Origin of the sequence: Streptomyces sp. NBC_00996, assembly GCF_045162675.1 — a bacterium.
Classification (GTDB): domain Bacteria; phylum Actinomycetota; class Actinomycetes; order Streptomycetales; family Streptomycetaceae; genus Streptomyces.
Genome location: NZ_CP108723.1, coordinates 9,859,168 through 9,884,953 on the forward strand (window position 1 = coordinate 9,859,168; position 25,786 = coordinate 9,884,953).

The 25,786-nt window shown below is 70.2% G+C and carries 19 protein-coding genes and 3 pseudogenes; 14 read left to right on the forward strand and 8 right to left on the reverse strand.

From position 1 onward, the window contains the following. Positions 1 to 398 precede the first annotated feature (398 nt). A complete protein-coding gene (gene gndA / locus OG390_RS45640; RefSeq protein WP_406176292.1) occupies positions 399 to 1,838 on the reverse strand; it encodes an NADP-dependent phosphogluconate dehydrogenase in 1,440 nt (479 codons plus the stop codon). Positions 1,839 to 2,102: 264 nt separating this feature from the next. Between gndA and OG390_RS45645 the strand changes: the two genes are divergently transcribed. Then, positions 2,103 to 3,242: a transglycosylase family protein gene (locus tag OG390_RS45645; RefSeq protein ID WP_406176294.1), complete on the forward strand. Its 1,140-nt coding sequence runs from the start codon at positions 2,103 to 2,105 to the stop codon at positions 3,240 to 3,242. On the opposite strand, the gene OG390_RS45650 is transcribed toward OG390_RS45645, so the two are convergent. Beyond that, positions 3,232 to 4,506, reverse strand: a complete 1,275-nt coding sequence (locus tag OG390_RS45650; protein ID WP_406176296.1) for a DMT family transporter — start codon at positions 4,504 to 4,506, stop codon at positions 3,232 to 3,234. The two genes, OG390_RS45645 and OG390_RS45650, sit on opposite strands and share 11 nt — an antisense overlap. A gap of 210 nt (positions 4,507 to 4,716) precedes the next feature. Between OG390_RS45650 and OG390_RS45655 the strand changes: the two genes are divergently transcribed. The 3 genes from OG390_RS45655 (at position 4,717) to glgC (ending at position 8,005) form a co-directional block, all read left to right on the forward strand. Next, positions 4,717 to 5,466 carry a (2Fe-2S)-binding protein gene (locus OG390_RS45655; RefSeq protein WP_406176298.1) on the forward strand — a complete coding sequence of 250 codons (750 nt, stop codon included), beginning with the start codon at positions 4,717 to 4,719 and terminating at the stop codon, positions 5,464 to 5,466. A gap of 85 nt (positions 5,467 to 5,551) precedes the next feature. Next, positions 5,552 to 6,703, forward strand: a complete 1,152-nt coding sequence (gene glgA, locus OG390_RS45660) for a glycogen synthase (protein WP_406178264.1) — start codon at positions 5,552 to 5,554, stop codon at positions 6,701 to 6,703. An 81-nt stretch (positions 6,704 to 6,784) separates the two neighbouring features. Then, positions 6,785 to 8,005 (forward strand): glucose-1-phosphate adenylyltransferase, encoded by a 1,221-nt coding sequence (gene glgC / locus OG390_RS45665; RefSeq protein ID WP_406176300.1) that lies wholly within the window; start codon positions 6,785 to 6,787, stop codon positions 8,003 to 8,005. A gap of 49 nt (positions 8,006 to 8,054) precedes the next feature. Here glgC and OG390_RS45670 read toward each other — a convergent pair. Then, a pseudogene (locus OG390_RS45670) lies at positions 8,055 to 8,459 on the reverse strand (hypothetical protein); the annotation flags it as partial. 1 nt (position 8,460) lies between these two features. Here OG390_RS45670 and OG390_RS45675 point away from each other — a divergent pair. From OG390_RS45675 to OG390_RS45690, 4 genes and pseudogenes are all read left to right on the forward strand, one after another. Continuing rightward, positions 8,461 to 9,715: pseudogene (locus tag OG390_RS45675) on the forward strand (GH92 family glycosyl hydrolase); the annotation flags it as partial. A 240-nt stretch (positions 9,716 to 9,955) separates the two neighbouring features. Next, positions 9,956 to 11,284: a wax ester/triacylglycerol synthase family O-acyltransferase gene (locus OG390_RS45680; RefSeq protein ID WP_406176302.1), complete on the forward strand. Its 1,329-nt coding sequence runs from the start codon at positions 9,956 to 9,958 to the stop codon at positions 11,282 to 11,284. Between the two features lie 112 nt (positions 11,285 to 11,396). Next, positions 11,397 to 12,938, forward strand: coding sequence for an SDR family NAD(P)-dependent oxidoreductase (locus tag OG390_RS45685; RefSeq protein ID WP_406176303.1), 1,542 nt, complete (start codon positions 11,397 to 11,399; stop codon positions 12,936 to 12,938). A 75-nt stretch (positions 12,939 to 13,013) separates the two neighbouring features. Beyond that, on the forward strand, positions 13,014 to 13,247 hold the full coding sequence (locus OG390_RS45690; protein WP_406176305.1) for a hypothetical protein: 234 nt from the start codon (positions 13,014 to 13,016) through the stop codon (positions 13,245 to 13,247). Positions 13,248 to 13,771: 524 nt separating this feature from the next. Here the strand turns inward: OG390_RS45690 and OG390_RS45695 are convergent. The 3 genes from OG390_RS45695 to OG390_RS45705 form a co-directional block, all read right to left on the reverse strand. Next, positions 13,772 to 14,578 (reverse strand): SDR family oxidoreductase, encoded by an 807-nt coding sequence (locus OG390_RS45695; protein WP_406176307.1) that lies wholly within the window; start codon positions 14,576 to 14,578, stop codon positions 13,772 to 13,774. Between the two features lie 127 nt (positions 14,579 to 14,705). Then, positions 14,706 to 15,296 carry an HD domain-containing protein gene (locus OG390_RS45700; protein ID WP_406176308.1) on the reverse strand — a complete coding sequence of 197 codons (591 nt, stop codon included), beginning with the start codon at positions 15,294 to 15,296 and terminating at the stop codon, positions 14,706 to 14,708. A 96-nt stretch (positions 15,297 to 15,392) separates the two neighbouring features. After that, on the reverse strand, positions 15,393 to 16,550 hold the full coding sequence (locus tag OG390_RS45705) for a permease (RefSeq protein WP_406176310.1): 1,158 nt from the start codon (positions 16,548 to 16,550) through the stop codon (positions 15,393 to 15,395). Between the two features lie 422 nt (positions 16,551 to 16,972). Between OG390_RS45705 and OG390_RS45710 the strand changes: the two genes are divergently transcribed. Next, entirely contained in the window at positions 16,973 to 17,149 is a 177-nt protein-coding gene (locus OG390_RS45710; protein WP_189185670.1) for a hypothetical protein, read from the forward strand. 80 nt (positions 17,150 to 17,229) lie between these two features. Continuing rightward, positions 17,230 to 17,712 carry a GNAT family N-acetyltransferase gene (locus tag OG390_RS45715; protein ID WP_406176312.1) on the forward strand — a complete coding sequence of 161 codons (483 nt, stop codon included), beginning with the start codon at positions 17,230 to 17,232 and terminating at the stop codon, positions 17,710 to 17,712. 49 nt (positions 17,713 to 17,761) lie between these two features. Here the strand turns inward: OG390_RS45715 and OG390_RS45720 are convergent, their stop codons facing one another. Next, on the reverse strand, positions 17,762 to 19,102 hold the full coding sequence (locus OG390_RS45720) for an amidase (RefSeq protein ID WP_406176314.1): 1,341 nt from the start codon (positions 19,100 to 19,102) through the stop codon (positions 17,762 to 17,764). 268 nt (positions 19,103 to 19,370) lie between these two features. Between OG390_RS45720 and OG390_RS45725 the strand changes: the two genes are divergently transcribed. From OG390_RS45725 to OG390_RS45735, 3 genes and pseudogenes are all read left to right on the forward strand, one after another. Continuing rightward, on the forward strand, positions 19,371 to 21,761 hold the full coding sequence (locus OG390_RS45725) for an alpha-L-fucosidase (RefSeq protein WP_406176316.1): 2,391 nt from the start codon (positions 19,371 to 19,373) through the stop codon (positions 21,759 to 21,761). Beyond that, positions 21,754 to 21,942 (forward strand): hypothetical protein, encoded by a 189-nt coding sequence (locus OG390_RS45730; protein WP_406176318.1) that lies wholly within the window; start codon positions 21,754 to 21,756, stop codon positions 21,940 to 21,942. The genes OG390_RS45725 and OG390_RS45730 overlap by 8 nt, the downstream gene beginning before the upstream one ends. A gap of 57 nt (positions 21,943 to 21,999) precedes the next feature. Beyond that, a pseudogene (locus OG390_RS45735) lies at positions 22,000 to 23,082 on the forward strand (alpha-L-fucosidase); the annotation flags it as partial. A gap of 101 nt (positions 23,083 to 23,183) precedes the next feature. On the opposite strand, the gene OG390_RS45740 reads toward OG390_RS45735, so the two are convergent. Then, the gene (locus OG390_RS45740; RefSeq protein ID WP_406176319.1) at positions 23,184 to 24,227 is read right to left on the reverse strand and encodes a LacI family DNA-binding transcriptional regulator; all 1,044 of its coding nucleotides are present in this window, start codon (positions 24,225 to 24,227) and stop codon (positions 23,184 to 23,186) included. 221 nt (positions 24,228 to 24,448) lie between these two features. On the opposite strand from OG390_RS45740, the gene OG390_RS45745 reads away from it, so the two are divergent. Beyond that, positions 24,449 to 25,741, forward strand: a complete 1,293-nt coding sequence (locus tag OG390_RS45745; RefSeq protein ID WP_406176321.1) for an ABC transporter substrate-binding protein — start codon at positions 24,449 to 24,451, stop codon at positions 25,739 to 25,741. Positions 25,742 to 25,786 lie beyond the last annotated feature (45 nt).

Genomic DNA, 25,786 nt, shown 5'->3' on the forward strand with positions numbered 1-25,786 from the left:
GGTGCGCGGGGGCCGGGTACGCGTGGGACAAGTCCAGGGCCGACGTCTCGACTGGCTGGAGGACACCATGACGCATCCGTTCCCCGACCCGGTGAAGCCGGGCCCCACTCCGGGCCCGGGCCCCGACCGCCCGGAGCCCTTCCCGGAGCCGTCCCCGGACCCGGGCCCCCACCCCTCCCCGGAGCCCGTCCCGTCTCCGTCCCCGATCCCGAAGCCACCGGGCCCCGACCCGGTACCGGAGCCGGAGCCTCAGCCGGGGCCGATCTCCTGAGCGGGCATCCGAACAGACACCGACGGCAACGCGGCCGGCGCGTACGACGCGCCGGCCGCCCCCACCGACCACGACGAAGCCGCCACGCCCCACTCCAGGGACGTGACGGCTTCGGCCGTGCAGGCGCCTACGCCTCGACCTCCGACCGGTCGCCGCCCCACAGCGTGTGGAACGACCCCTCCCGGTCCGTACGGCGATACGTGTGTGCTCCGAAGAAGTCCCGCTGCCCCTGCGTGAGGGCGGCGGGCAGACGCTCGGCGCGCAGGGCGTCGTAGTAGGCGAGGGCGGCGGAGAAGCCGGGCGTGGGCACGCCCTGGCGGGTGGCGGCGACGAGCACCTCGCGCCAGTCGTCCTGGGCCGCCGCGATCTCCTGCGCGAACGTCTCGTCCGACAGCAGGCTCGGCAGGTCGGGCCGGGCATCGTAGGCAGCGCGGATGCGGTCGAGGAAGGCGGCACGGATGATGCAGCCGCCGCGCCAGATGGAGGCGACGGCACCGAGGTCGATGTTCCAGTCGTACTCGTCGCTGCCCGCGGTGATCTCGTGGAAGCCCTGCGTGTACGAGACGATCTTCGACGCGTACAGCGCCTGCTCCACCCGGTCGGCGAAGGCCGCCGCCTCGGCCTCCCCGAGCTGCGTGGCCTTCGGACCGGCGAGTCCGCGCGAGGCGGCCCGCAGATCGGCGTGCCCGGACAGCGAGCGCGCGAAGACCGCCTCGGCGATACCGGACACCGGAACCCCGAGGTCGAGCGCGATCTGGACCGTCCAGCGGCCCGTGCCCTTCTGCTCGGCCTGGTCCTCGACGATGTCCACGAACGGCTTGCCCGTCGCCGCGTCCACGTGCGACAGGACCTCGGCGGTGATCTCGATCAGATACGAGTCGAGCCGGCCGGTGTTCCAGGTGCGGAAGATGTCCGCGATCTGCGCGGGGGAGTAGCCCGCCACATCGCGCAGCAGCTGGTACGCCTCGCCGATCAGCTGCATGTCGGCGTACTCGATGCCGTTGTGGACCATCTTCACGAAGTGGCCCGCGCCGTCGGGACCGACATGCGTCACGCACGGAGCGCCGTCGGCCGCCTTCGCGGAGATCTTCTCCAGCATCGGACCGAGGGACTCGTACGACTCCTTCGCGCCGCCCGGCATGATGCTGGGCCCGTGCAGCGCGCCCTCCTCGCCGCCCGAGACCCCCGTGCCGACGAAGTGGATGCCCTGCTCGCGCAGTGCGCGCTCGCGGCGCCGGGTGTCCGCGAAGTGCGCGTTGCCACCGTCGATGATCATGTCGCCGGGCTCCAGAAGCGGTGCGAACTCCTGAATCACCGTGTCGGTCGGCTCACCGGCCTTCACCATGATCATCAGGCGCCGCGGGCGCTCCAGCGCCGCCACGAACTCCTTGGCCGTCTCGGCCGCGACGAACTCGCCTTCGTGACCGAACTCCTCCACCAGCGCGTTCGTCCGTGCCACGGTGCGGTTGTGCACGGCGACCGTATAGCCGTTGCGTGCGAAATTACGGGCGAGATTGCGCCCCATGACCGCGAGACCCGTGACGCCGATCTGGGCTGAAGTGCTCATACGGTTGGCTCCCAAAGCTGCTGGAATCGGTAATGCCGTTCTGCCCGCCAGTATTACGCCACCGCGACCCCGATTCGCCGTCCGCGTATCCTGACTTGCCGACGTTGTGTACGCACAAGGTGCCCCACCTGCCTCAGTGACCCGAGGAACGCGTGGTGAATCCCGGTCACTTGGGGCGCAGGGACGGCCGATTGCCCCCTTGTCATGGCCTGTTCGCAGCGCTTACTTTTGCCGCTCCTGACGCATGTCGAGGGGGGCTCGTTCATGGCCGTACGCGGTCGGCACCGCCGGTACCAGCCCAACAGGATCAACCGCGCCTCACTCACTGTCACGGCAGGCGGCGCGGGTATCGCACTCCCGCTCGTCGGAACCAGTGTTGCCCACGCGGCCGATGTGGGCACCTGGAACAAGGTCGCCGCCTGCGAGTCCAGCGGCAACTGGAGCATCAACACGGGCAACGGCTACTACGGCGGCCTGCAGTTCACCCAGTCCACCTGGGAGGCGTACGGCGGCAAGGTGTACGCGCAGCGCGCGGATCAGGCCACCAAGGACCAGCAGATCGCCGTCGCCGAGAAGGTGCTGAGAGGACAGGGGCCCCGGGCCTGGCCGGTGTGCTCGGTCCGTACCGGGCTGACCAGAGGCGGCGACACCCCCGACATCAGCCTGTCGGGCACCACGCCCCAGTCGACGAAGCGCTCCGTGCGGGACGTGCAGCCGCAGACCACGCCCCAGTCGCAGGCGGGCACCGCCGAGATGTACACGGTCATGCACGGCGACACGCTCTCCGGCATCGCCGACTCCCGGCATGTCCAGGGCGGTTGGCAGCGGCTGTACGCCGCCAACCGCAAGACCGTGGGCTCCGATCCGGATCTGATCCTGCCGGGCCAGCGGCTGAACCTGCGCGGCAAGGCCCAGGCGCCCACGCACACGGAAGCCGCGCCGGCGCCGACGAAGAAGCCCGCGGCCGACAGGACCACCTCGGACACGGCCAAGAAGGCGCCCTCCTTCGTCGCCCCCGTGAACGCGGCGACGGGCACGCCCTACCGCGCCGCCGGTTCCTCATGGTCGAAGGGCTACCACACGGGCGTCGACTTCCCCGTGCCCACCGGGACCTCCGTGAAGGCGGTCGCGGCCGGTCAGGTCGTCAGCGCGGGCTGGGGCGGCTCCTTCGGCTACCAAGTGGTGATCCGGCATGCCGACGGCCGCTACACGCAGTACGGCCACCTGTCCGCGATCTCCGTGAAGGCGGGGCAGAGCGTGGTGAGCGGCCAGCGCCTCGGCCGCTCGGGGTCCACGGGCAACAGCACGGGCCCGCATCTGCACTTCGAGGTGCGGACGGGGCCCGGCTTCGGATCCGACATCGATCCGGTGGCCTACCTGAGGGCGGGCGGGGTCAGGATTTGACCCTCGTGCGGTGGTGGTCCACGAAGGGCATCGGCACGTACGCCCCGCCGCACAGGACGGTGTAGTACGGAAGGGCGTCCACCGGTGCGCTGTCCTGCGAGGTGTTCTCCGCGGCCGGCGTCGGCATGGGCCCGGGCAGGAAAACCCCCTCGCGCGGCGCGAAGACGTCCCCGTCGGCCCCGATGACGTCCTCGCCCGGTACGAGCAGGTCGCCGGCAGGTCCGAAGACCTCCTCGCGGACACCGGCGACCGGCTGGTCGGGAAGGCCCACGAGCAGCCCGTTCACCTCCGATTCGGCGATGGTGAGAGCCGCGAGGTCCGACCCGGCCCCGACGGGGACCGGGACCGACTCGATCGTGAACCCAGCCGTGTCGGGCCTGCCGGCGGCGAACGCCGACCCGACCGAGGACTCCGCCGGTACGGTCGTCGGCCGTGCGCCGCCGATCCGCTCCGTCGTGAGCAGGATCAGACCGCCGGCGGCGACGACTCCACAGCCCAGCGCGAGGGCGGTACCCGTCGAGCCGTAGCGGAAGGTTTCGCCGAACATCGTGATGCCTACGGCGGCCGCCACGACGGGGTTCACGACCGTCAGCGTGGCCAGCGGCGCCGCCAGGCCGCCGCCCCGGTAGGAGGCCTGCGACAGCAGCATCCCGGCGGTCGCGAAGACACCGATCACGGCGAGGCTGGACAGGTCGGAGAGCGAGGCCTGCTGCGACCAGTCCACCGCGACCGTCTTGGTGAACACCGAGGACATGCTGAAGGCGATGCCCGCGGCGACCGCGAGCAGCACACTGCGCACCGCCGGGTGGCGGTGGGCGGCACGGCCCGCCACCATCAGGGCCGCCACCGAGCCGCCCGCCACCACGGCCAGCGCCACCCGCTGGGTGCCGCCGAGCGACTGCGCCGCGGAGGCGCCGACCAGCGACAGCAGGCCCGCGAGACCCACGGTGGCCATGATCGCGCCGCGCCAGGCGGTCGCTCCGGCCCTGCGGCCGACGAGCAGAGCCGCCATGGGAAGGGCGAAGACTATGGTCAGCGCGCCGAGCGGCTGTACAAGGCTCAGCGGGCCGTAGGCGAGGGCCACCACGTGCAGCAGCCCGCCGAGGCCGTTCAACGCCACGGCGGCCCACCAGCTCGGCCTGCGCAGCGGTGCGTAGGTGTGGCCGGGGGAGGTCAGGGCGACCTGCTCCTGGACGATCGCGCCGCCTGCGTACGCGACGGCGGAGACGAACGAGAGCAGCACGGACAAAGCGAGGGCGCTCATGAGTCCCTCCTCTGCGTACGGCGGGCGCGGTCTGCCCGGTGCGACGAACGGTCGGCTTCCATGGAAACAACGATGCCTCGCGAATTAGTTCACGTCGTCGTACCTGAGCAGGCATTGAGTCCTACTGCCGATGGAGTACGAATCGCCCACCGTCCTCCCCAAGGTGGGTTACACGGGCAGCCGACCCGCTGGTGGAATCCCCTAGGGGGCTTGGTACTACTGCTCTTCGTGGACCTCGACCCGGAACTCGCGGCGCTCGGCCCGCTCGGCGGCTTCTTCGTACTACGCACCGGCGTACCGTCGCGCGGGCCGCTGCCGACCCTCGCGCAGGCCTACGCAACGCCACGACCTGAGGCCCAAGATGATGTTTACCCGGATCCGATGACTTTTCGTGTCCAGAAGGTCACAAAGAGTCTCCATGCGCCGGAATCGCGGATCGCGGTCTCGATCGCCCACCAGGCCCTCGCCGCCCGGCTGTGGTCGATCGCGCTCGGCGCCGCCACGCTGTACGGGCAGGTGCCCGACCTCGATCCGGAACTCCTGCGCTGGGATCCGGACGCTAGCGCCCCGCAAGACCTGTGGCTGTCCGAGGTGCGCGCCCTGCCCGCCACGGCCGTCGACGAGGTCGTACGAGCCGGTCACCTCGCCCCGCTGGCTGCCGCCCTGCACTCCCGGTACCGCATCTCACCACGCCTGTTGTGGGGCAACGCGGGCTCCGCCCTGGCCGGCGCGGTACGCCAGCTCGACCGCTGGGCGTGTGCCAACGGTCGTACGGACGTGGCCGATCGGGCCCACGCACTCGCCTCCCGTCTCCTCGCGCACCCCGACCTCTCCACCACCCTCGACCCCCACACGCTCCGCCGCCGCAGCTGCTGCCTGTACTACCGCCTGCCCGGCGGTGGACTGTGCGGCGACTGCTGCTTCGACCGGCTGCCGCGGCCGGGGGCCGACCGTTTCTGACAGCCGTGGTCTTCGCGTGGTCTTCCCCAACTGCCCCATCTGAGTGACCATGAGGAGCACCAGCCGCTATGACGGGGGGTTCTGTGTGCGCGTGGGACTGCTGACCCGGGAGTACCCGCCGGACGTGTACGGCGGTGCGGGCGTCCATGTCGAGTTCCTCGCCCGGGAGTTGCGCAGCCTCACGGAGCTGGACGTGCACTGCTGGGGCGAGGGCGCCGCGGGCGGAGTACTGCGCCACCGGCCCTGGTCCTCGCTGGACGGCGCCAACGACGCGCTGCGCACCTTCTCCGTGGACCTCTCCATCGCGGCCGCCCTCGAAGGCCGCGAACTCGTCCACTCACACACCTGGTATGCGAACCTCGCGGGCCACTTCGGCAAGCTGCTGTACGGCATCCCGCACGTCATGACCGCGCACTCGCTGGAGCCGCTGCGCCCCTGGAAGGCCGAGCAGCTCGGCGGCGGCTACGCCCTCTCCAGCTGGGCGGAACGCACCGCCATCGAGGCCGCGGACGCGGTGATCGCGGTCTCCGGCGCGATGCGCGAGGACATCCTCGGCTGCTATCCGGCGCTGGACCCGGCCAAGGTGCGCGTCGTGCACAACGGCATCGACACCTCCCTCTACCGGCCCGACCACGGCACGGACGTCCTCGACCGTATCGGTCTGGACACCAGCCGCCCGTACGTCCTGTTCGTCGGCCGCATCACCCGCCAGAAGGGTGTGCCCCAACTCCTGCGCGCGGCGCGGGACATCGACCCGGCCGCCCAGGTGGTGCTGTGTGCGGGCGCCCCCGACACCCCCGAGATAGACCGGGAGTTCCGTGACCTCTTCCGGGAGCTGAGCGGCGTACGCGAGGGAGTGCACTGGATCCCGCAGATGCTGCCGCGCCCGGACGTCATCCAACTCCTCACGCACGCGGCCGTGTTCGTCTGTCCCTCGGTGTACGAGCCGCTCGGCATCGTCAACCTGGAGGCGATGGCCTGCGGTACGGCCGTGGTGGCCTCGCGCGTCGGCGGGATCCCCGAGGTCGTCGACGACGGACGCACCGGGCTCCTCGTGCCGGTCGAGGACGACTTCGAAGAGTGGCTGGCGCGCGCCCTCGACGCGCTGCTCGCCGACCCCGAAGCCGCCCGGCGCATGGGCGAGGCCGGGCGGGAGCGCGCCGTGGGGGAGTTCGGCTGGGACGCGGTGGCCCGGCGGACCGTCCAGTTGTACGAGGAAGTCCTCAAACCGGGGTAGCCATCGGACAGGCATAGTTCAGCGACACGGGGTTCGGCCCGACACGGGGCAGGGCCCGACCGGGCGTAGAGGGGCGGCGGCATGCGGCGCGGTGGACCTTCGGTGCTGGGAATCGTACTTGCGGGTGGAGAGGGCAAGCGTCTGATGCCCCTCACCGCGGACCGCGCGAAACCCGCGGTCACCTTCGGCGGCACGTACCGCCTCGTCGACTTCGTACTCTCCAATCTCGTCAACGCCGACATCCTGCGCATCTGTGTCCTGACGCAGTACAAGTCGCACTCGCTGGACCGGCATGTGACCACGACCTGGCGGATGTCGAGCCTGCTCGGCAACTACGTCACTCCCGTCCCGGCCCAGCAGCGGCTCGGCCCGCGCTGGTACCTGGGCAGCGCCGACGCGATCCTGCAGTCGCTGAACCTCGTGTACGACGAACAGCCTGATTACATCGCGGTGTTCGGTGCCGACCACGTCTACCGGATGGACCCGAGGCAGATGCTCGCCCAGCACATCGAGGGCGGCGCGGGCGTGACGGTGGCCGGGATACGGGTGCCGCGCGCCGAGTCCTCCTCCTTCGGGGTCATCAGCCCCGGCTCGGACGGCCAGACCGTGCGGGGCTTCCTGGAGAAGCCCGCCGATCCGCCCGGTCTGCCCGACGACCCCGAGTGTGTCTTCGCCTCGATGGGCAACTACCTCTTCACCACCAAGGCGCTGGTGGAGGCGCTCCAGCGGGACGCCGAGGACGAGCGCTCCGTGCACGACATGGGCGGTTCGATCCTGCCCATGCTCACCGACCGCGGCGAGGCGCAGCTCTACGACTTCAGTGACAACCATGTACCCGGCGAGACCACCCGCGACCAGGGCTACTGGCGCGATGTCGGAACCCTCGACGCGTACTACGACGCCCACATGGACCTGATCGCCGAGCGCCCCGCCTTCAACCTCTACAACCGCAGCTGGCCCATCTACACCCACTCCGGGCAGCTGTCGCCGGCGAGATTCAACGCCGGTGGCATCGCGAGCGAGTCCATCATCAGCGCGGGCTGCCTGATCCGCGGGCAGGTCACGAGGTCCGTGCTCTCACCGGGCGTTGTCGTCGACCCGGGGGCCGTCGTCCAGGGTTCGGTCCTGCACGACAACGTCCACATAGGGCGGGGCGCGGTCGTGCGCGGCGCGGTCCTCGACAAGAACGTCGAGGTGCCGCCAGGCGCGACGATCGGCGTCAGCCCTTCGCGGGACGCGGAGCTTTACACGGTCTCCAAGGGCGGAGTGATCGCGTTGGGCAAGGGACAGCTCGTCTCCTGATCGGGTCCCTCGAGCGGGTCCGGCGGGGCGGACGGCCGGAGCGGAGGGCTCAGATCACCCGGCGCCTCCGCCCCAGCCAGGTCTGCGCGATGACCACGACGGCCAGGAACGCCCCGCTGACGACCTGTTGGCACGCCGAGTCCGATGAACCGATCCGGTTGATGACGTTCTGGATGACCTTCAGCAGGAGCACGCCGGCCAACGAACCGCTGAGGAAGCCGGATCCGCCGGTGAGCAGTGTCCCGCCGATGACAACGGCGGAGATGGCGTCCAGTTCCATGCCGGTGCCGCCCGTCGCCTCGATCATCCGGTCGGCGGCCCGCTTGCCCTGCTCCACGAAGGCGGAGCCGATGAAACTCACATAGTCCTTTCAGGCGGCCGCGTTGATCTTGCGGTCGACGGTGACGATCGGGACGTGCTTGGCCGACGCGGAGCGCAGCACCGGTTCCCAGCCCCAGCCCCAGCTCCTGGCCCTGCTCGCGCCGCGCGAGGCGCGGGACATGGCGATCTCCGTGATCAAGACCGACGAGGAGAGCGGCTGGCTGCCCAAGTGGGGCTACGGCACGGTCGAGACGAACATCATGACCGGCGGCCCGGTCCCCCCGTTCCTCGCCAACGCCTACCAGCAGGGCCTGCTCAAGGGGGTCGCGGGATACACGGAGCGGGCCTACCGCGCCCTGAAGAAGAACGCCGACGGGGTGCCGCCCGCCGACTCCCCCGCGGTGGGCCGCGAGGCCAACGAGGAGTACATCGCGGACGGCTTCGCGCCCTACATCAAGGACCGCCCGCACGCGAAGCCCGGCGACTCGGACTACGACCACGGCGCGTCCGCGACGCTGGAGTACGCCCTGTCGGACGCGATGCTCGGCGCGATGGCGCGGGATCTGGGTCATGACGCGGATGCCGCGCGCTATGCCGCACGAGCCCAGAACTATCGCAAGATCTACGACAGTTCGACCGGGTTCTTCCGTGCGCGGGACGCCGCCGGCGCCTTCACCGGCCCGGCGGACCCGGCCCGGAGCGAGGGCTTCCGCGAGGGCACGTCCTGGCAGTAGCAGTGGCTCGTGACGCAGGACCTGCCGGGCATGGTCGACCTGATCGGCGGCAGGCAGACGGCCAAGGACCGGCTCGACTCGTTCTTCGCCTACGAGCAACTGCTCAAGGACCCGGCGAAGACCGCCCGTGAGGTGTGGGTCAACGGTCCGTACGACTACTACAACGCGGACAAGTACAACCCGCAGAACGAGCCCGACCTCATCGCCCCGTAAACCTACCTCTCGACCGGTCGGCCGTGGAAGACGACCGATGTGGTGCATGCCGCATTGACGCTGTTCACGGACGCGCCGACCGGAATGACCGGCAATGACGACCTGGGCACGATGTCCGCCTGGAACGTGCTCTCGTCCATCGGGATCTTCCCGGTCCAGCCCGGCTACGACACGTGGGGCCTGTCGACGCCGGTCTTCGAGCGGGTCGACCTGACCCTCGACCGGCGCTACTACCCGCGTGGCGCTCTGACGGTGACGGCGCCGGGCAGCTCGGACAGCGACCGGTACATCCAGTCCGCATTGGGTGGACGGGGCATCGTACGGGCGTACGTATCTGGCGACCGAAACGCTGCGCGCTCTGCGCTCGCTGTCCTTCACGGTCGGTGCCGAGCCGTCCGAATGGGGGACTTCCGCCGCGGCCGCGCCGCCCGTCCTCAACTGACCGCGGACGGCGCGGACATACTCGTACGCACCTCGGACGCACATCAGCCGCGCCTCGGGCGCACACCAGCCGCACACCAGCCGCACCTCAGCCACCCCTTGAGGCACACGAGCCCCGCCCCTCCCACGAGGGTCGGGACTTAATCTGCTGTTAACTGTGCGTAGCTTGATCGTACTTGACCGTAATCGCTTATCGGAGGTTGACTGCTTGCCCACCCACCGTCGACGCGAGAGCAAGCCTTTGACTTCTGATCTCCTCGCACCACTCGACCTGGCGTTCTGGAACATCGAGTCCGCCCAGCACCCCATGCATCTGGGCGCCCTCGGTGTCTTCGTGGCCCACTCGCCCACCGCGGGCGCGCACGCCGCCGATCTGCTCGCGGCACGCGCGGCCGCGGTGCCGGGGCTGCGCATGCGGATCCGTGACGTGTGGGAGCCACTGGCCCCCCTCGCCTTCGGGAGCGCGACCCGGGAGCCCGCGCCCGACTTCGAGCCGCTCGACCATGTCCGGCTGCACGCGCCGACGGCGGACTTCCACGCGGTGGCGGGCCGGCTGATGGAACGCCCGCTGCTGCGCGGCCGGCCGCCGTGGGAGGCGCATGTGCTGCCCGGCGAGGACGGCGTGTCCTTCGCTGTGCTCTTCAAGTTCCACCACGCGCTGGCCGACGGACTGAGGGCGCTGATGCTCGCGGCCGCCATCATGGACCCGATGGACATGCCGGAGCCCCGCCCGCGCCCGGCGGAGCCGCCCCGGGGGCTCTTCCCGGACGTGCGCAAGCTGCCGGGCCTGGTCCGCGGCACCCTCTCCGACGTGGGCCGCGCCCTCGACATCGGCACCTCCGTGGCCCGCGCGACCCTGGGCGTACGGTCCTCGCCCGCCCTCACCTCGCAGCCCACCGGCACCCGGCGCACCGCGGGCGTGATCCTGGACCTCGATGAGGTGCACCGCGTCCGCAAGTCCGTCGGCGGCACCGTCAATGACGTCCTGATCGCCGTCGTCGCGGGCGCTCTGCGCCGCTGGCTCGACGAACGCGGTGACGGCAGCCACGGGGTCGCGCCGCGCGCCCTGATCCCCGTCTCCAAGCGCCGCCCGCGCACCGCCCACCCACAGGGCAACCGGCTCTCCGGGTACTTGATACGGCTTCCTGTCGACGATCCGGACCCGCTCGGACGGCTGCGTACGGTGCGTACGGCGATGGACCGCAACAAGGACGCGGGGCCCAACAGGGGAGCGGGCGCCGTGGCGCTGCTCGCCGACCATGTGCCGCCGCTCGGGCACCGGCTGGGCGGGCCCGTCGTCGGCCAGGCGGCCCGGCTGCTGTTCGACATCCTCGTCACCAGCGTGCCGCTGCCCAGCCTCGGCCTGAAGCTCGGCGGCTGCCCGCTCGCCGAGGTGTATCCGTTCGCCCCGCTGGCCCGTGGGCAGGCGCTGGCGGTGGCAGTCTCGACCTACCGTGGGCGCGTCCACTACGGGCTCGTCGCCGACGCGGAGGCCGTGCCGGACCTCGATCTGCTGGCCCGTGCGCTGTCCGAGGAGGTGGAGACACTGACCGCCGCCTGCGGTTCCTGACGGCCGTTGATCATCTCGGGTTTGGTGCCGCGCACCATTGCTCCGTAAAATTCCGCCTTCGAAAGCGAGCGCGGTTCGAACGCGGCGCACAACCCGAGGAACGGCAACGGCGATGACGGTGACAGAGGACGGCCAGGCGGCTCTCGCCGTGGACACGGCAGGGGACGACCGGGCGACTCCCGCCGTCGACACGGCAGAGGTCTCCTACGGGCCCGGCATCGACCCCGAGCGGCTGGCCGTCTGCCTCGGCGTGCTCGACGAACTCGAGAAGATCGAGGTCGACCACCCGGACGCCATCGCGGTGCGCCGCGCCACCGCGGGCATCTACCGCATGGTCAAGCAGCGCCGCCGTCAGGAGCGCCGGGCCGCGAAGACCGCCCACGACAAGGCGGTCACGGAGGCCACCGCGACCGGCTCCGCGCAGCGCATCGACGACGAGACGGAGGGCATCCTGCCCTCCTCCGTGACCGAGGCGGGCGAGATCGCGGGGATACTCCAGCGCCCGCGCTCCTGCTACACCTGCAAGACGCGGTACGTCGAGGTCGACTACTTCTACCACCAGCTCTGCCAGAACTGCGCCGCCGAGAACCGGTCCCGCCGCGACGCCCGCGCCGACCTCACCGGGAAGCGTGCGCTGCTCACCGGCGGCCGCGCGAAGATCGGCATGTACATCGCGCTCAGGCTGCTGCGCGACGGCGCGCACACCACCATCACCACGCGCTTCCCCAAGGACGCCATCCGCCGCTTCAAGGCCATGGACGACTCGGCGGACTGGATCCACCGTCTCGAGGTCGTCGGTATCGACCTGCGCGACCCGGCCCAGGCCGTGGCCCTCGCCGACCAGGTCGCCGAGGCCGGATCGCTCGACATCCTCGTCAACAACGCGACGCAGACCGTACGCCGTCTGCCCTCCGCCTACGCCGTCCTGGTCGAGGGCGAGAGTGCCCCTCTGCCCGCCGGGGAGCTGCCCGCCCACCATGTCATCGGCGCCTTCAACTCCGGCGCGGTCGACGGCCTGGCCGCGCTGCCCGTCGGCATCAGCGGTCTCGATGCACAGCAGGTCGCAGACCTTGCCCTGGTCGCGGGCAACGCCAGCGTCGCCCGACACCTCGACGGCACCGCCATCGACGCGGGCGGCCTGGTCCCGGACGTCGTCGACACCAACACCTGGGTGCAGACCATCGAGCAGATCTCGCCGGTGGAGCTCCTCGAGACCCAGCTGTGCAACTACACGGCGCCGTTCATCCTGATCAGCAAATTGCGGCCGGCCATGGCCGAGGCCGCCAGGAAGGCGACGAGTGGACGCGCGTACGTCGTGAACGTCTCCGCGATGGAGGGCGTCTTCGGCCGCGGCTACAAGGGCGCGGGCCATCCGAACACCAACGCCGCCAAGGCCGCGATGAACATGGTCACGCGGACCAGCGGCCAGGAGATGTTCCAGACCGACGGCATCCTCATGACCTCGGTCGACACCGGCTGGATCACCGACGAGCGCCCCCACTACGACAAGCTGCGCCTGGCCGAGGAGGGCTTCCACGCACCGCTCGACCTGGTCGACGGGGCCGCACGGGTTTACGATCCGATTGTGCGCGGAGAGCAGGGCGAGGACCTCTACGGCGTCTTCCTCAAGGACTACGCGCCCGGCAAGTGGTGATCCGCCGGCCGTGACGCGTGCCCCGGCGCCGGTGGGGATCCCCGGACCCTGGTGAGCACCGCGCCGGGAGTTCCCATGGGCAGTCCACACGACATAGATCCGCGGGCCTTCGAAGATCCGCGCAACCACTACCCGACCGACGAACAGTTCTATGCGAGCGGCCGCCCGGCGCATCCCACGTTGCCCGAGGACCGGCCCCGCGGAGGCGGGGGCACGGCTCCGGTCAAGCACCGGGGGACATGGGCCACGGTCGCCCTCGTCGTCGGCATCGTCCTGCTGGTCCTGGTAGGGATCGCTCTGTTCCCGTGAGGGGTACCGGGGCACCGTCATGAGTGAGGTGGTGCGTATGACCGCAGACGGTCGCGGACGGCGTACCCGCCCGAGTACGCCGTCCTGACCTGTGTGCCGCGGTCGGGGCTGCCCTCAGCGGTGGCTCGCTGTGGTGTTGTGCCCGCCGCCGGACACTCATGGTGACCCCTCGACCCCCCCGAGGCAGCGGTTTTTGCTCCGCGGAGCCGGTGCTCCCGCCGGCGTCGTGCGGAGCCGGCGGTGTCTGCGCGTGGTTCTCCGGGGCTGGCGGGCCCCAAGCGGCGTCCAGCGGAGTCGGGTCTCCAGTGCCGCGTCGGCCGAGGTTCGCCTCGTCGCGACGCGCGGCACGCTCCCTCACTGCCTCAAGGGCGTGGGAGGTGCCCCCACTCGCCGCACCGGCCGAAAGCCCAAGTACGTCCAGTACGAGGACTTCCGGCCGGCACTCCCCCAGCTTTCGGCCGGGGGACCCCCGGAGCACGCACCGGACGCCGCTCCTCAACGGGCAAACCTTGGCCGACGTGACGCTAGACGTCCGGAGCCCGTGTCCGTAGACGCTCGTGCACGGCGTGGCCGCGAGTGGCGGTGTGCGCGGCTCTGACCCGGGTACCGCCGTCGACCAGCAGATCGGCGCCGGTGATCCACTCGGCCGCGTCCGAGGCCAGCCAGGTGACCGCCCGGGCAATGTCCTCGGGCCGACCTATGCGGCCCAGGGGCAGTCCGGCGCCCAGTTGCTCCTCGGCGTGCTCCCACACGAAGCGTGCCATCTCGGTGCGGACGAGACCGGGGGAGACGGAGTTCACGCGCACCTTCGGGGCCAGCTCACCGGCGAGCTGCTGGGTCAGGTGCAGCAGGGCGGCCTTGCTGGTGCCGTATGCGCCCACCTGCGGGCCGACGTGTCCGGCGCCCTCCGTGCAGACGTTCACCACCGCGCCACCGTGCTCGCTCATCCACGCCCGCCACGCGCACTGCACCAGCCGCAGCGGTGCCTCGACGTTGACCGTGAAGGCCTCGCGCCAGCGGTCCGGGTCGGCGTCCATCAGCGGGCCGTACGGCTGGTTGGTCGCCGCGTTGTTCACCACGACGTCGATGCGCCCGAACTCCCGCAGCGCCAGCTCGGTCAGCTCCCACAGATGTGCGGGGTCGGCCACCGAACCCGCGAGCCCGACGCCGCCCAGCCGCTCGGCGGCCCGGGCCACCCCGTCGGGATCCCGGGCGTTCACGCATACACATGCTCCGGCCTCGGTGAGCGCGGCGGCGACGGCGAGGCCGATCCCGCGCGAGGCCCCGGTGACGATGGCGGTCCTGCCTTCGAGCCCGTACGGCGACGTCATCCGCGTACGGTCTCATGACGGACCGTCAGCCGACAGCCCCCGGCCGTGCACGCCGGCAGCCCTCGGCTGTGAAAGCCGGGGTCCCCGCTGTGCAAGCCGAGGTCCTCGGCGCGGTGGAAGCCGTCGGTCAAGCCCCGAGTCGCGAGTGCTGCGCCGCCACCAGCTCCAGCACCGTGCGCCAGTCCTCCATGACCCCGGCGTCCAGTCCGACGACCTTGCCCGCGTCGTCGGCCTGCCGCAGGGTCACCGCGTCCTCCCCGAGTGGATCGTGCTCGAACGCGGCCGCCTCCCGCGGTGTCATGGCGCCGCCCTGCACGGTCAGGGTCAGCGCACTCTGCGGAGACAGCCCGCGGCCCGGCGACGTGGTCGCCAGATAGCGCTTCGCCGCCACGTGCAGCCGTACGAGGCGGGAGACCCGTTCGCCGAGCAGTGGACGTACCGCATCGGCCGCGTGGTCGGCGTGTCCCGCGTCGTCGCCCGGCCTGAGCAGATGTCCTATGTCGTGCACCAGGCCCGCCACCTGGAGTTCCTTGTCGCTGGGATGGCCGCGGCGCAGTAGCGCCGCGGTCTGCAGTGCGTGATCGTGCAGATCGACCGGGTCGCCCATGGGGGTCCCCCCGCTCGAGCGAAGCCGAGAGTGGGGGAGGTCCGGGGTGTCCCAGGCACCCCGGCAGGCGTGCAGCAGATCCATCAGCTCCTCGACGCTGCGCAGCTCCATGCGTCAGTCCTCCCGGGAGAAAAGCCGTTGCCGGGCGTCAGCAGATCATGGCCGCCTTGCGAATCGGCCAACGGGACCTGAACTGCACACCCGTGTTCAGTGCCGGTGATGCTGGTCCGCCGGTTCCGGTGCCCCGCCCATCATCCGCAGCATGGCCGGTCCTCCCGTACGCAGGAATCGCCACACCAGAGCGGCCGCCACCAGCAGGAAGGCGATGTTCAGCCAGGTCGTGTAGTTCCAGGAGACGCCCTCCATGGGGATCATCGCGTCGGCCTGGTCGGGGATGAGCCCGAGGACGCCGAAGACGAACTCCACGAGGTATCCGGCGAGCACGATGGCGGTGTAGAAGGTGACCAGCAGGAACGCGGTCATGCGCGGCCCGTAGTACTTCCGGTAGATGTTCAGGATCGGCAGGATCAGCAGGTCCGCGAAGATGAATGCGACCACGCCGCCGAAGCTGATGCCGCCCTTCCAGAGGACCACGGCCAGCGGCACGTTTCCGATGGAGCAGACGAACGAGGCGATCGCCACCAGCGGTCCGACGAGCGGGCCGATCAGCTTCGCGGCGAGCGGATGCCCGTCCAGGAAGAGCGAGCTCCAGAATGCGTCGGGCACCCAGGCCGCGATCGCGCCCGCGATCAGCAGACCGATCACCAGGTCCCGCAGGATCGCCGCCCACTCCATGACGAAGACGTGCGAGACCGAGGTGAAGCCGTCGCCGGAGAGCAGCCGCCGCAGGAAGGACCCTTTCCGCTGGACGGACATGTCCATGGCGGCATGCCCCTCCATGGACCCGGCGATCCCGCGCTCCGCCTGCTCCCGGGCCCGCCGCAGCAGCCGCTCGCGCAGAAAGAGCCGGAACAGCACGGCGAGCAGCACGATCATGACCGGTCCGCCGACGAACTCCGCGAGCGTGAATTGCCATCCCATCAACAGGGCGAGGATCACGCCGAGTTCGACCACCAGGTTGGTCGAGGCGATCTCGAAGGCCATGGCCGCCGTGAAGTCCGCGCCCTTGCGGAACAGCGAGCGCGCGAGCGCGACGGCCGCGTACGAGCAGGACGAGGACGCCGCTCCGAGCCCGGCGGCGAGCGCAAGCGTCCGGGGGCGGTCATCGCCGAGCAGTCGTACCACCGTGGTCCGCCGTACCACCGCCCGGACCACGGCGGACAGGCCGAAGCCGAGGATCAGCGCCCAGGTGATCTCCCAGGTCATCGATCCCGTGAGGGACAGTGCGTGCAGGATCGCGTTCATCGGTTCGACTCTCTCCTGGGCGGTGGGATCAGGGATGACCCGTGGGCGGTTCAGTGACCCTGCCCACGGTCGGTATTGAGCCGAATGGGTGGCATCGAAGTGGGCATCGTGTTTCAAATCGCCGCAGATCGGGGCCTGATGGGCGCTGGGCGACTCGAGACAGTAACCTCTTGTTTTCAGCCCCATCGAGCGGGCACTCGCTCATTTGGTTACCCTGTACCAGACGGACAGCTTTTCCGGGTTCCACCCACGCCCACGGTCCGTCCCGGGACAAGCCGGTCATCACGGCCTGCTCTGGTACGAGTTACCGGCGCCACCGCGTCCTCTCACTGCCTTCGACTCAGACCCGAGCGGGCGTCAGGCGACCGGAGCGGACCGGCCCTGTACGTCCCGAGGGTGACCCGACACATAAGGAGTGCGCGGTGACACCGGAGAAGACGAATCGCGATCAGCGCCCCAAGGAACGCACGGAGCGTGCGGGCCGTGGGCCCGAGAAGGAGCTCGGCAGCCTGGACGTGTGGGCCAGGTCCGCCCCGATCCGTCTCGCGGGCTACGAGGACGACCTCGCCGAGCCCCATATCCTGCCCAGCGTCGACTGACCGAGCAGGACCCATCGCGATCGACCCCCGGTAGGACCCATCGCGATCGCTGACAGCATGGGCGTGCCAGACTCACGCCCATGCTGATCAGAGAAGCCGCGGCCGACGACTGGCCGCGGATCTGGCCTTTCTGGCACCGGATCGTCGCCGCCCGCGAGACCTACGCCTGGGACCCGGACACCTCCGAGGAAGCCGCCCGCGCCCTGTGGATGGGCCCGGGCAAGCAGGTGTACGTCGCCGAGGACGACACCGGAGCGATCGTCGGCTCCGCCTACGTCACCCCGAACTACGGCGGTCCCGCCGCCCGGATCGCCAACGCCGGATTCATGGTCGACCCGGACCGGTCCGGACAGGGCATCGGGCGTGCGCTCGCCGAACACATCCTCGCCGTGGCGAGGGCCGACGGCTATCGCGGCATGGTGTTCAACGCCGTCGTGGAGACCAACCCGGCCGTCACGCTGTGGACTTCGCTCGGCTTCATGATCCTGGGCACCCTGCCGGAAGCGTACGAGCACCCACGGCACGGGCTGGTGGGGTTGCACATCATGTACCGGGCGCTCTGACCGGGACGAGCGAGGCTCCCGACCGGCTCTCCTGCAGCGGAGGCGTTCTCTAGTCGAGCGGCGCCGTACGTGGCCACGGGCGCAGTTCCTCCAGCTGTCCCGCCACTTCCAGGAGAGTCGATTCGGACCCCGGACGGCCGACGAGCTGTACGGCGCACGGGGCGCCGCTCGGCAGCGTCCCGAACGGCACCGACATCGCGGGCCAACCGGTGAGGTTCCACGGCGGCGTCATCGGCGAGTAGTTCGTGTTGGCCACCAGATTGCGCAGCCAGCCCCGCTCGTGCCAGGCCGTGGCGGCGGGCCCGCGTCGGGCGAGCGCCGGGGTGAGCAGCACGTCGTGCTCCGCGAAGAACGGCTCCAGGCGCCCGCGCAGCTGCTCGCGGCGGCCGCTCTTGCGGACGCCGGCCAGGAAACGGCGACCGACGGCGGCGTGCACGCGGGTACGCCGGGTGAGCCGGCGCGGTTCGAGACCCTCGGCGTCAACCGCGGTGCCCGCCGTCCAGTGCGCGAGCGATGTCGTGCTCAGCCAGAGCGGGTACGGCGGCTCGGCGGGCCGCACCCGATGGCCCGCCCCGGCCAGCAGCTGAGCCGCCGCCCGGGCGGCGGTCGTATACGCACGGCTGACGCTCACGCCGGCCAGCGGGCTGCGCACGGAGAGGGCGACCTTCCGGGTGACGGTCTCCGAGGGGCGTACCACCTCGGTGTCCGCGAGTACCGAGAACATCAACTGCGCGTCCTCGACCGTGGTGGCCAGCGGACCGTTCTCCGACATCCCGAACCAGTCTCCGTGACCGATCCCGGCGGGCACCACGCCGTGGCCCGGCTTCAGGGTGACGAGACCGCAGTTGGCGGCCGGGATGCGCAGCGAGCCCATCCCGTCGTTGCCGAGCGCGATCGGCACCATGCCGGCGGCGACCGCTGCCGCGCTGCCGCCCGACGAACCGCCCGCCGTGCGGGTCAGGTCCCACGGGTTGCGGGCGGTGCCGTGCACACCGTCCGTGGTGCCGAAGACACAGAGCTCGGGCACGTTGGTCAGGCCCACGACCACGGCGCCTGCCGCACGCAGCCGGGCCACGGTCACGTGGTCGTGGTCGGCGGGCGTGTCCTGGGTGGCGGCAGAGCCGTTGCGGTTCGACTCGCCGCGCACCGGCAGGTTGTCCTTGACCGCCACGGGCACGCCCGCGAGGGGGAGTTCGCCGAGATCCTTCGTGGCCAGCTCGTCGGCCTCGGCGAGGGCCGCCTGTGCCCGCAGGGTGCGGAAGGCGCCTACGCGGCCGTCGAGCCGCTCGATCCGCGCGAGGTGTTCGGCCACCACTTCGCGGGGCGTGGCCCGCTTCTCGCGTACGGCTGCGGCGATCTCGGCGGCGGTCCGGCCGACCCAGGTGGTCACGGGCGCTCCTTGTCGTGCTCGGTTGTCCTCGTGGTCGTACTCGTGAGTAGTGCGGGAAGCACTCTGCCCGGGGGTGGGGTGCCGCGTCGAGAGCTGTCTGCCTTGGACATTCGGTGCGGTTCTCTTGGACTTTCGTGCGGGGGCTGCCCGGTATCTCCCCGGGGCGGGAGATCATCCGATCACTTGTTCAACTTCTATGACTGCAGGCCCCATTGACACGGTTTCGCGGCGGCTCAATCATCAGACATCCGATGAATGGGAGCCGCTCATGAGTTTGCATCCAAGACGTCAGGTACTGGGAGCCGCGGCCGGAGCCGCCGTCGCGGCCACTCTTCCCCTCGCCACCCCTGCCGAAGCGCGGGCCGGTGCGGCAGCCGGGGCGCCGACCGGAGCCGCGGCCGGAGTGCGGGCCGCCGCCGGAGAGCAACAGGGCCCGTGGGTACCCGTCCCCGACCCGATAGCCGTGCCGCTCGACGCGTACCTCGACAACGACGGCATCGACTCCGCGGCGGCGCGCGGCGGGAACTTCGACGGCTCGGGCTACACGTTCCCGGGCGAGGAACTGCCCGCCGGACGAGTGGAGGTCGACGGGATCTCCTTCCTCTTCCCGTCATCCGCCGCGGGCGCCAAGAACAACGTGGTGGCCCTTGGGCAGCGCATCGATCTGCCCAAGGGACGTTACCTTTCGGCCCTGTTCCTCACGGCGGGCAGCTACGGCAACGCCACCGGCAAGGCCACCGTCCACTACGCCGACGGCTCGACGACCAGTGCCGGGCTGGGCGGCGCGGACTGGTACTCGGCGGGCGGCTCGCTCTCGGTCCCGTACCGCTACAAGCCGGACGGCACCAAGGACGAGCACGACGTCGGCATCGGCACGGCCGAAGTCTGGATCGACCCGCAGCGTGACGCGGTCGCCCTGACCCTGCCGGTCACCAACCCGGCCGAGGAGAACAAAGCGTCCTTGCACGTCTTCGCCCTGTCCCTCCAGCCTGCCGCCCAGGGACGGGCGCTGGTCCTGCGGGACGCGGACTCGACCCTCTCCCTGCTGGAGTCGAGCGGCGCCCAGAGCATCGAAGCCACCGTCGTCAACGCGGGCACGGTCGCCGTCCTCGCCGATGACCATGTGTCGGTCGGCATCGACGTGCCGGGCGCCCGCACCGTCGAGCCCGCGCCGGTGACCCGCCTCGACCCGGGCGAGCAGGCCCGCGTCCGTATCGGCATCCGCAACCGTGTCGGCACGGCACCCGGCACCGCACAGGACGGCAAGGTGGTCGTCAATGGACGCGGCGGGCAAGTCACCTCCAGCAGCCGCAAGCTGACCCTGGGGATCCCCGACTACCGGCCGACCGAGGAGTCCCTCTCCGGCCACCAGGCCCCTTACTGGTTCCACCGCGCCAAGTTCGGCATCTTCATCCACTGGGGCGTCTACTCCGTGCCCGCCTGGTCGCCGGTCGGCAAACAGTACGCCGAGTGGTACTGGAACCACATGCAGAGCCCGGACAACGCGGTCTACGCGTACCACCGGGAGAAGTACGGCGAGAACTTCGCCTACGACGACTTCATCCCGATGTTCACGGCGGAGAAGTTCGACCCGCGGGCGTGGGTGGAGCTGTTCCGGGACGCGGGAGCCCAGTACCACGTCCTGACCTCGAAACACCACGAGGGTTTCGCCCTCTGGGACACCAAGGTCGCCGATCGCAACGCCGTGAAGATGGGCCCGAAGCGGGACCTGATCCGTGAGCTCTTCGACGCGTCGAAGCGGTTCACGCCCGAGCTGCACCGTGGGCTGTACTTCTCCATGCCCGAGTGGTTCAACCCCGACAACCCGTGGATGGGCCACGCGCCGCGTAATCCGTACACTCTGGAGCAGCTTCCGTATACCGGATACACCGCGGGCAAGGACTATGTGAAGGACTATCAGGCCCCGCAGATGCTGGAGCTGATCCACGGCTACGACCCATCCGTCCTGTGGTGCGACATCGGCGGGGCGAACGACAGCGTTCATGTGCTCGCCGAGTACTTCAACCACGGCAAGAACCGGCCGAAGCCGTACGAGGTGACCGTCAACAACCGCTCCGGCATCGGCTTCCACGACTTCACGACCCCCGAGTACACGACGTACGAGAACACCGTCGTCGCGAAGTGGGAGTCCAGCCGGGGCCTCGACCCGTTCAGCTACGGCTACAACCAGGCGACGCCCGACGCCGAGTACATGACCGCCGAGGAGGTCGTCCGCAGCCTGGTCGACATCGTGTCGAAGAACGGCAACTTCCTGCTGGACATCGGTCCGCGCGCGGACGGCACCATCGCGGAGATCATGCAGACCCGGCTGCGGGAGACAGGCCGGTGGCTGAAGACCAACGGAGAGGCGATCTACGACACCACGTACTGGTCGCGCATGGCCCAGCTCGGCGAGGACCTGCGGTTCACGGTCCGGCAGAACAAGGCCTTCTACATCCACTCGCTGACCACGCCCGGCAGCAAGCTGACCGTCGAGGCACCGGTGCCGGTCCGCAGCGGCGACAAGGTCACGATGCTGGGCCACGACCGGCCGCTGACCTGGACGGTGAGCAACGGCTCGTTGGTGATCGACGTCCCCGAGGCGGCCCGCAAGTCCGGCCAGTACGTGTGGGTGTTCAAGGTGGAGTGGAATGCCTGATACGCGTGGCGGACGGTCCCGGCTCATCGGTGGCGCGGCGGCGCTGCTGCTGTTCGCCGCGCCCCTGCCGGCGGCGGCCCGGACGGAGACACCCGCGCCCCGCACGGTCCCGGCCCTGTCCGACTGGGAAGCTGTACAGGCCATGAAACCCAGCCAACTCATCGCCCAGAGTCGCCCTTGATGAACGCGGCCTACTCCCTCTACCTCGTACGCGGCGGCTTCCACACGAACACCGAGGCGCTGTACGACCGACTCGATGCGCCGGTACGGCATCAAGGTCGGCGTCTACATCTCACCGGCCGACGAGAACCAGTACCTGCACGGCGTGTACGCCAACGGAAGCGCCCGCTCCGAGCGGACCATCCCCACGCCCGTCGCCGGGGACAACCGCGCGGACCAGCCGTCCTTCGCGCTGTCGGCCACCGACTACGGCGCCCACATGCTCAACCAGCTCCACGAGGTGCTCACCGAGTACGGGCCCATGGACGAGGTGTGGTTCGACGGGGCCCAGGGACGCATTCCTCCCGACAAGGTGGAGAAGTACGACTGGGACAGCTGGTACGCCCTGGTGCGGGCCCTCGCACCGGATGCCTCGATCGCCGTGTCGGGGCCCGATGTGCGCTGGGTCGGCAACGAGGGCGGCCTGGCCCGCGAGGACGAGTGGAGTGTCGTACCCGTCAAGGAGAAGGACTACGGGCGGACGGACTACGCGCTGGCTTATGACGCCCCCGACGAGGGGAGCCGTGACGCGCTGCTCGCTGCCCGCCCGCTGGCCGACCATCTGCAGTGGTGGCCGGCCGAGTGCGATGTGTCCATCCGGGACGGCTGGTTCTACCACCCCGACCAACAGCCCAAGAGCGTCGAGCAGTTGACCGACATCTACTTCCGGTCGGTCGGGCGCGACTCGGTGCTGCTGCTCAACATTCCCCCGGACACCCAGGGGCTGCTGCACGCCGCCGATGTGGCCCGGCTGCGGGAGTTCCGCGAACGGGTCGACCGGGAGTTTCCGGAGGATCTCGCCCGCGGCCGCCTGGTCAGGGCCTCCTCGACCGTCTTCACCGTCGACCTCGGTGCCGAACGGGAGGTGGACCGGATACGGCTCGCGGAGGACATCCGGCACGGACAGCAGGTCGAGGGCTTCGTCGTCGAGGCCTACAGCCGCGGCACCTGGACCCGAGTGGCCGGGGCCGGGACGGTCGGGGCGAGCCGGATCCTGCTGCTGCCGGCGCCCGTGCGGGCGAGGCGATGGCGGCTTCGGGTGACGCAGACCCGAAGCTCGGCGCGGATCGCGGAGTTCGGGCTCTACCGCTCGCGGGTCTGACACCCGGGAGGAAGACCGGGACGGGCGGCCCGGGCGCCGTCATGCGGGTGGACGCCGGGCACGACGTCCACCCCTGCCGTATGACGTCCACGCCCGCCGTATTACGCCCCGCAGGGCCCGGTGCTGTCCCGCTCGATCAACCGCGGCACCGGCACCTGCACCGTCCGCGCCGGGCCGCCGTCCAGCAGCGCGATCAGCTCCCGTGCCGCCGTGCGGCCGAACTCCACGGTGTCGCGGGACAGCGCGGACAGCCAGGGCTTGACCATGCGGCACAGGACGGAGTCCTCCCAGGCCACGACGGACACATCACCCGGCACGGAGAAGCCCAGTTCCGTCGCGGCGGCGACCCCCGCGACGGCCATCACGTCGTTGTCGTAGACCAGCGCGGTGGGTGGTGTGCCGCTCTCCAGGACGCGGCGCGTGACGGCCGCGCCCTCCGCGTCCGAGTAGTCGGTCGGCACCGAGCGCACCTCGGTCAGACCCCGCCGCTCGGCCTCCGCGCGCAGCGTGCGGATCCGGCGCTCGGTGTGGGCGAGACCCGGCAGGCCCGCGATGTGCACGATCCGGCGGTGGCCGAGTGAGTCGAGCTCGTCCACGACCGCGGCCATCGCGCCCGCGTCGTCCGCCCAGACGACGGACAGCCCGGGATGCCGGGCGTCCGGCGCACCGCCGGTGACCACGGCGGGCAGGCCCAGCTCGTCGAGGAGATCGGGACGCGGATCGTCGACGCGCGGGTCCACGACCAGCACGCCGTCCACGCGGTGCTCGGCCCACCAGCGCCGGTAGACCGCGCACTCCGCGTCCACGTCCTCGACCACCTGGAAGAGCAGCCCGAGGTGACGCTCCGCCAGCACTTCCTGGATGCCGGAGATCAGCTGGAGGAAGAACGAGTCCACGCCCAGCGTGTCGGCGGGGCGCGCGACGACCAGACCGACCGTGGCCGCACCCTCGCCGGACAGCTGGCGGGCCGCCGTACTGGGCCGCCAGCCCAGCTGCTCGGCGACCCGGCGGACCCGGTCGCGGGTGACCTCGGAGACTCCGGGCCGGTCGTTGAGCGCGAAGGAGACCGCGCTCTCGGAGACCCCGGCGCGCCGCGCGATGTCCTTCATCGTCGGCCGGCGCGCGGGAGACCGCTTGGCTGGCACGTTGGCTCCCCATTTCTCCGAGCTGAGCACTAATGCGCTTGAGTGATAGAACCCTAAAGCGCATTAGTCCTGATCTGCAAGTCTCCTTGGATGCGGCGTTGACCTGCACTAATGCTAGACGGATTCAATTAGCTGGAACGAATCCATTGACTTTCCGCGAGCACGGCGGGCATGGTCGCTGGCGCTACTACTAGCCGACGCCGCAAGGGAGCCGTGTCACCGTGCCCATACCCCGCAGAGCACTAGTCGCCGCCGCCGTCGCCCTCGTCCTGCCGCTGAGCGCCTGCGGCTCCGGTGACGACGACGGCGGCGGTTCGACGGACGCCTCCGGCAAGGTCGAGGGCGACATCACCTTCCAGACCTGGAACCTGAGGGCCAACTTCAAGCCGTACTTCGAGGGCGTGATCGCCGACTTCGAGAAGAAGTACCCCGGCACCCATGTGAAGTGGATCGACCAGCCCGCCGAGGGCTACGCCGACAAGATCAGCGCGGACGCGGCGGGCGGCACCCTGCCGGATGTCGTCAACGTCTCCCCGGACCTGGTCGCACCGCTGGCCAAGGCGGGCCTCGCGCTCGACCTCGACAAGGCGGCCGCGCAGTACAAGAAGGAGTACCTGGACGGCGCCTGGGCCAGCCACCAGATCCCGGGCATGACGGGAACGTACGCCTTCCCCTGGTACCTCAACACCGGCCCGCTCTTCTACAACAAGTCCCTCTTCAAGGAGGCCGGACTCGACGCCTCCAAGCCGCCGACGACGTACGACGAACTCTTCGCCGACGCCATGCAGTTGGCGAAGAAGAGCAACGGCAAGGTCGCCACGCTCGCCAATGTGCCCACCGTCGAGGACTTCGGCCGCTACGGCGTCGAGCTGATGAACAAGGAGGGCACCGGCTTCGCCTTCAACGATGCCAAGGGGGTCGAACTCCTCACCAAGTACAAGGAGTTGTACGACGCCAAGGCGCTCGACCCGCAGGCGCTGACCGCGACCCCGGAGTCGTCCGGCAAGAAGTTCCTCACCGAGGCCGTCGCCATGAACCCGGGCAGCGCCCTGGACCTCGGCAACTTCAAGAAGCAGGCGCCGAACCTGTACAAGAACATCGGCATCACGGACCAGATCACCAGCACCGGCAAGGTGAACATGTATGTGATGGGTGTGATGGTCAACTCGCGCACCAAGCACACCCCGGCCGCGGTCGCCTTCGCGCACTACGTCACCGACGCGCAGAACCAGATGTCGTTCGCCAAGAAGGTGGCGATCTTCCCGAGCACGGCCGGATCACTCGACGACCCGTACTTCACCAAGGAGGACGGGACGGACGAGACGCGGGTGCGGATCGCGGCCGCGAAGTCTCTGAAGAACGCCGTCAATTACACACCGGTCCTGTTCAGCGAGCAGATGAAGACGGCGCTGCGCAACGAGGTGGCCAAGGCGCTGCAAGGCAAGGAAAGCCCCAAGGTGGCTCTTGACAACGCTGTCAAGGCCTGCGACCGGCTCCTCCAGCAGCAGGGCTGATCCGACATGGCGAGTTCCTCCACCGCTGCCGGGGTGAAGCGTCCG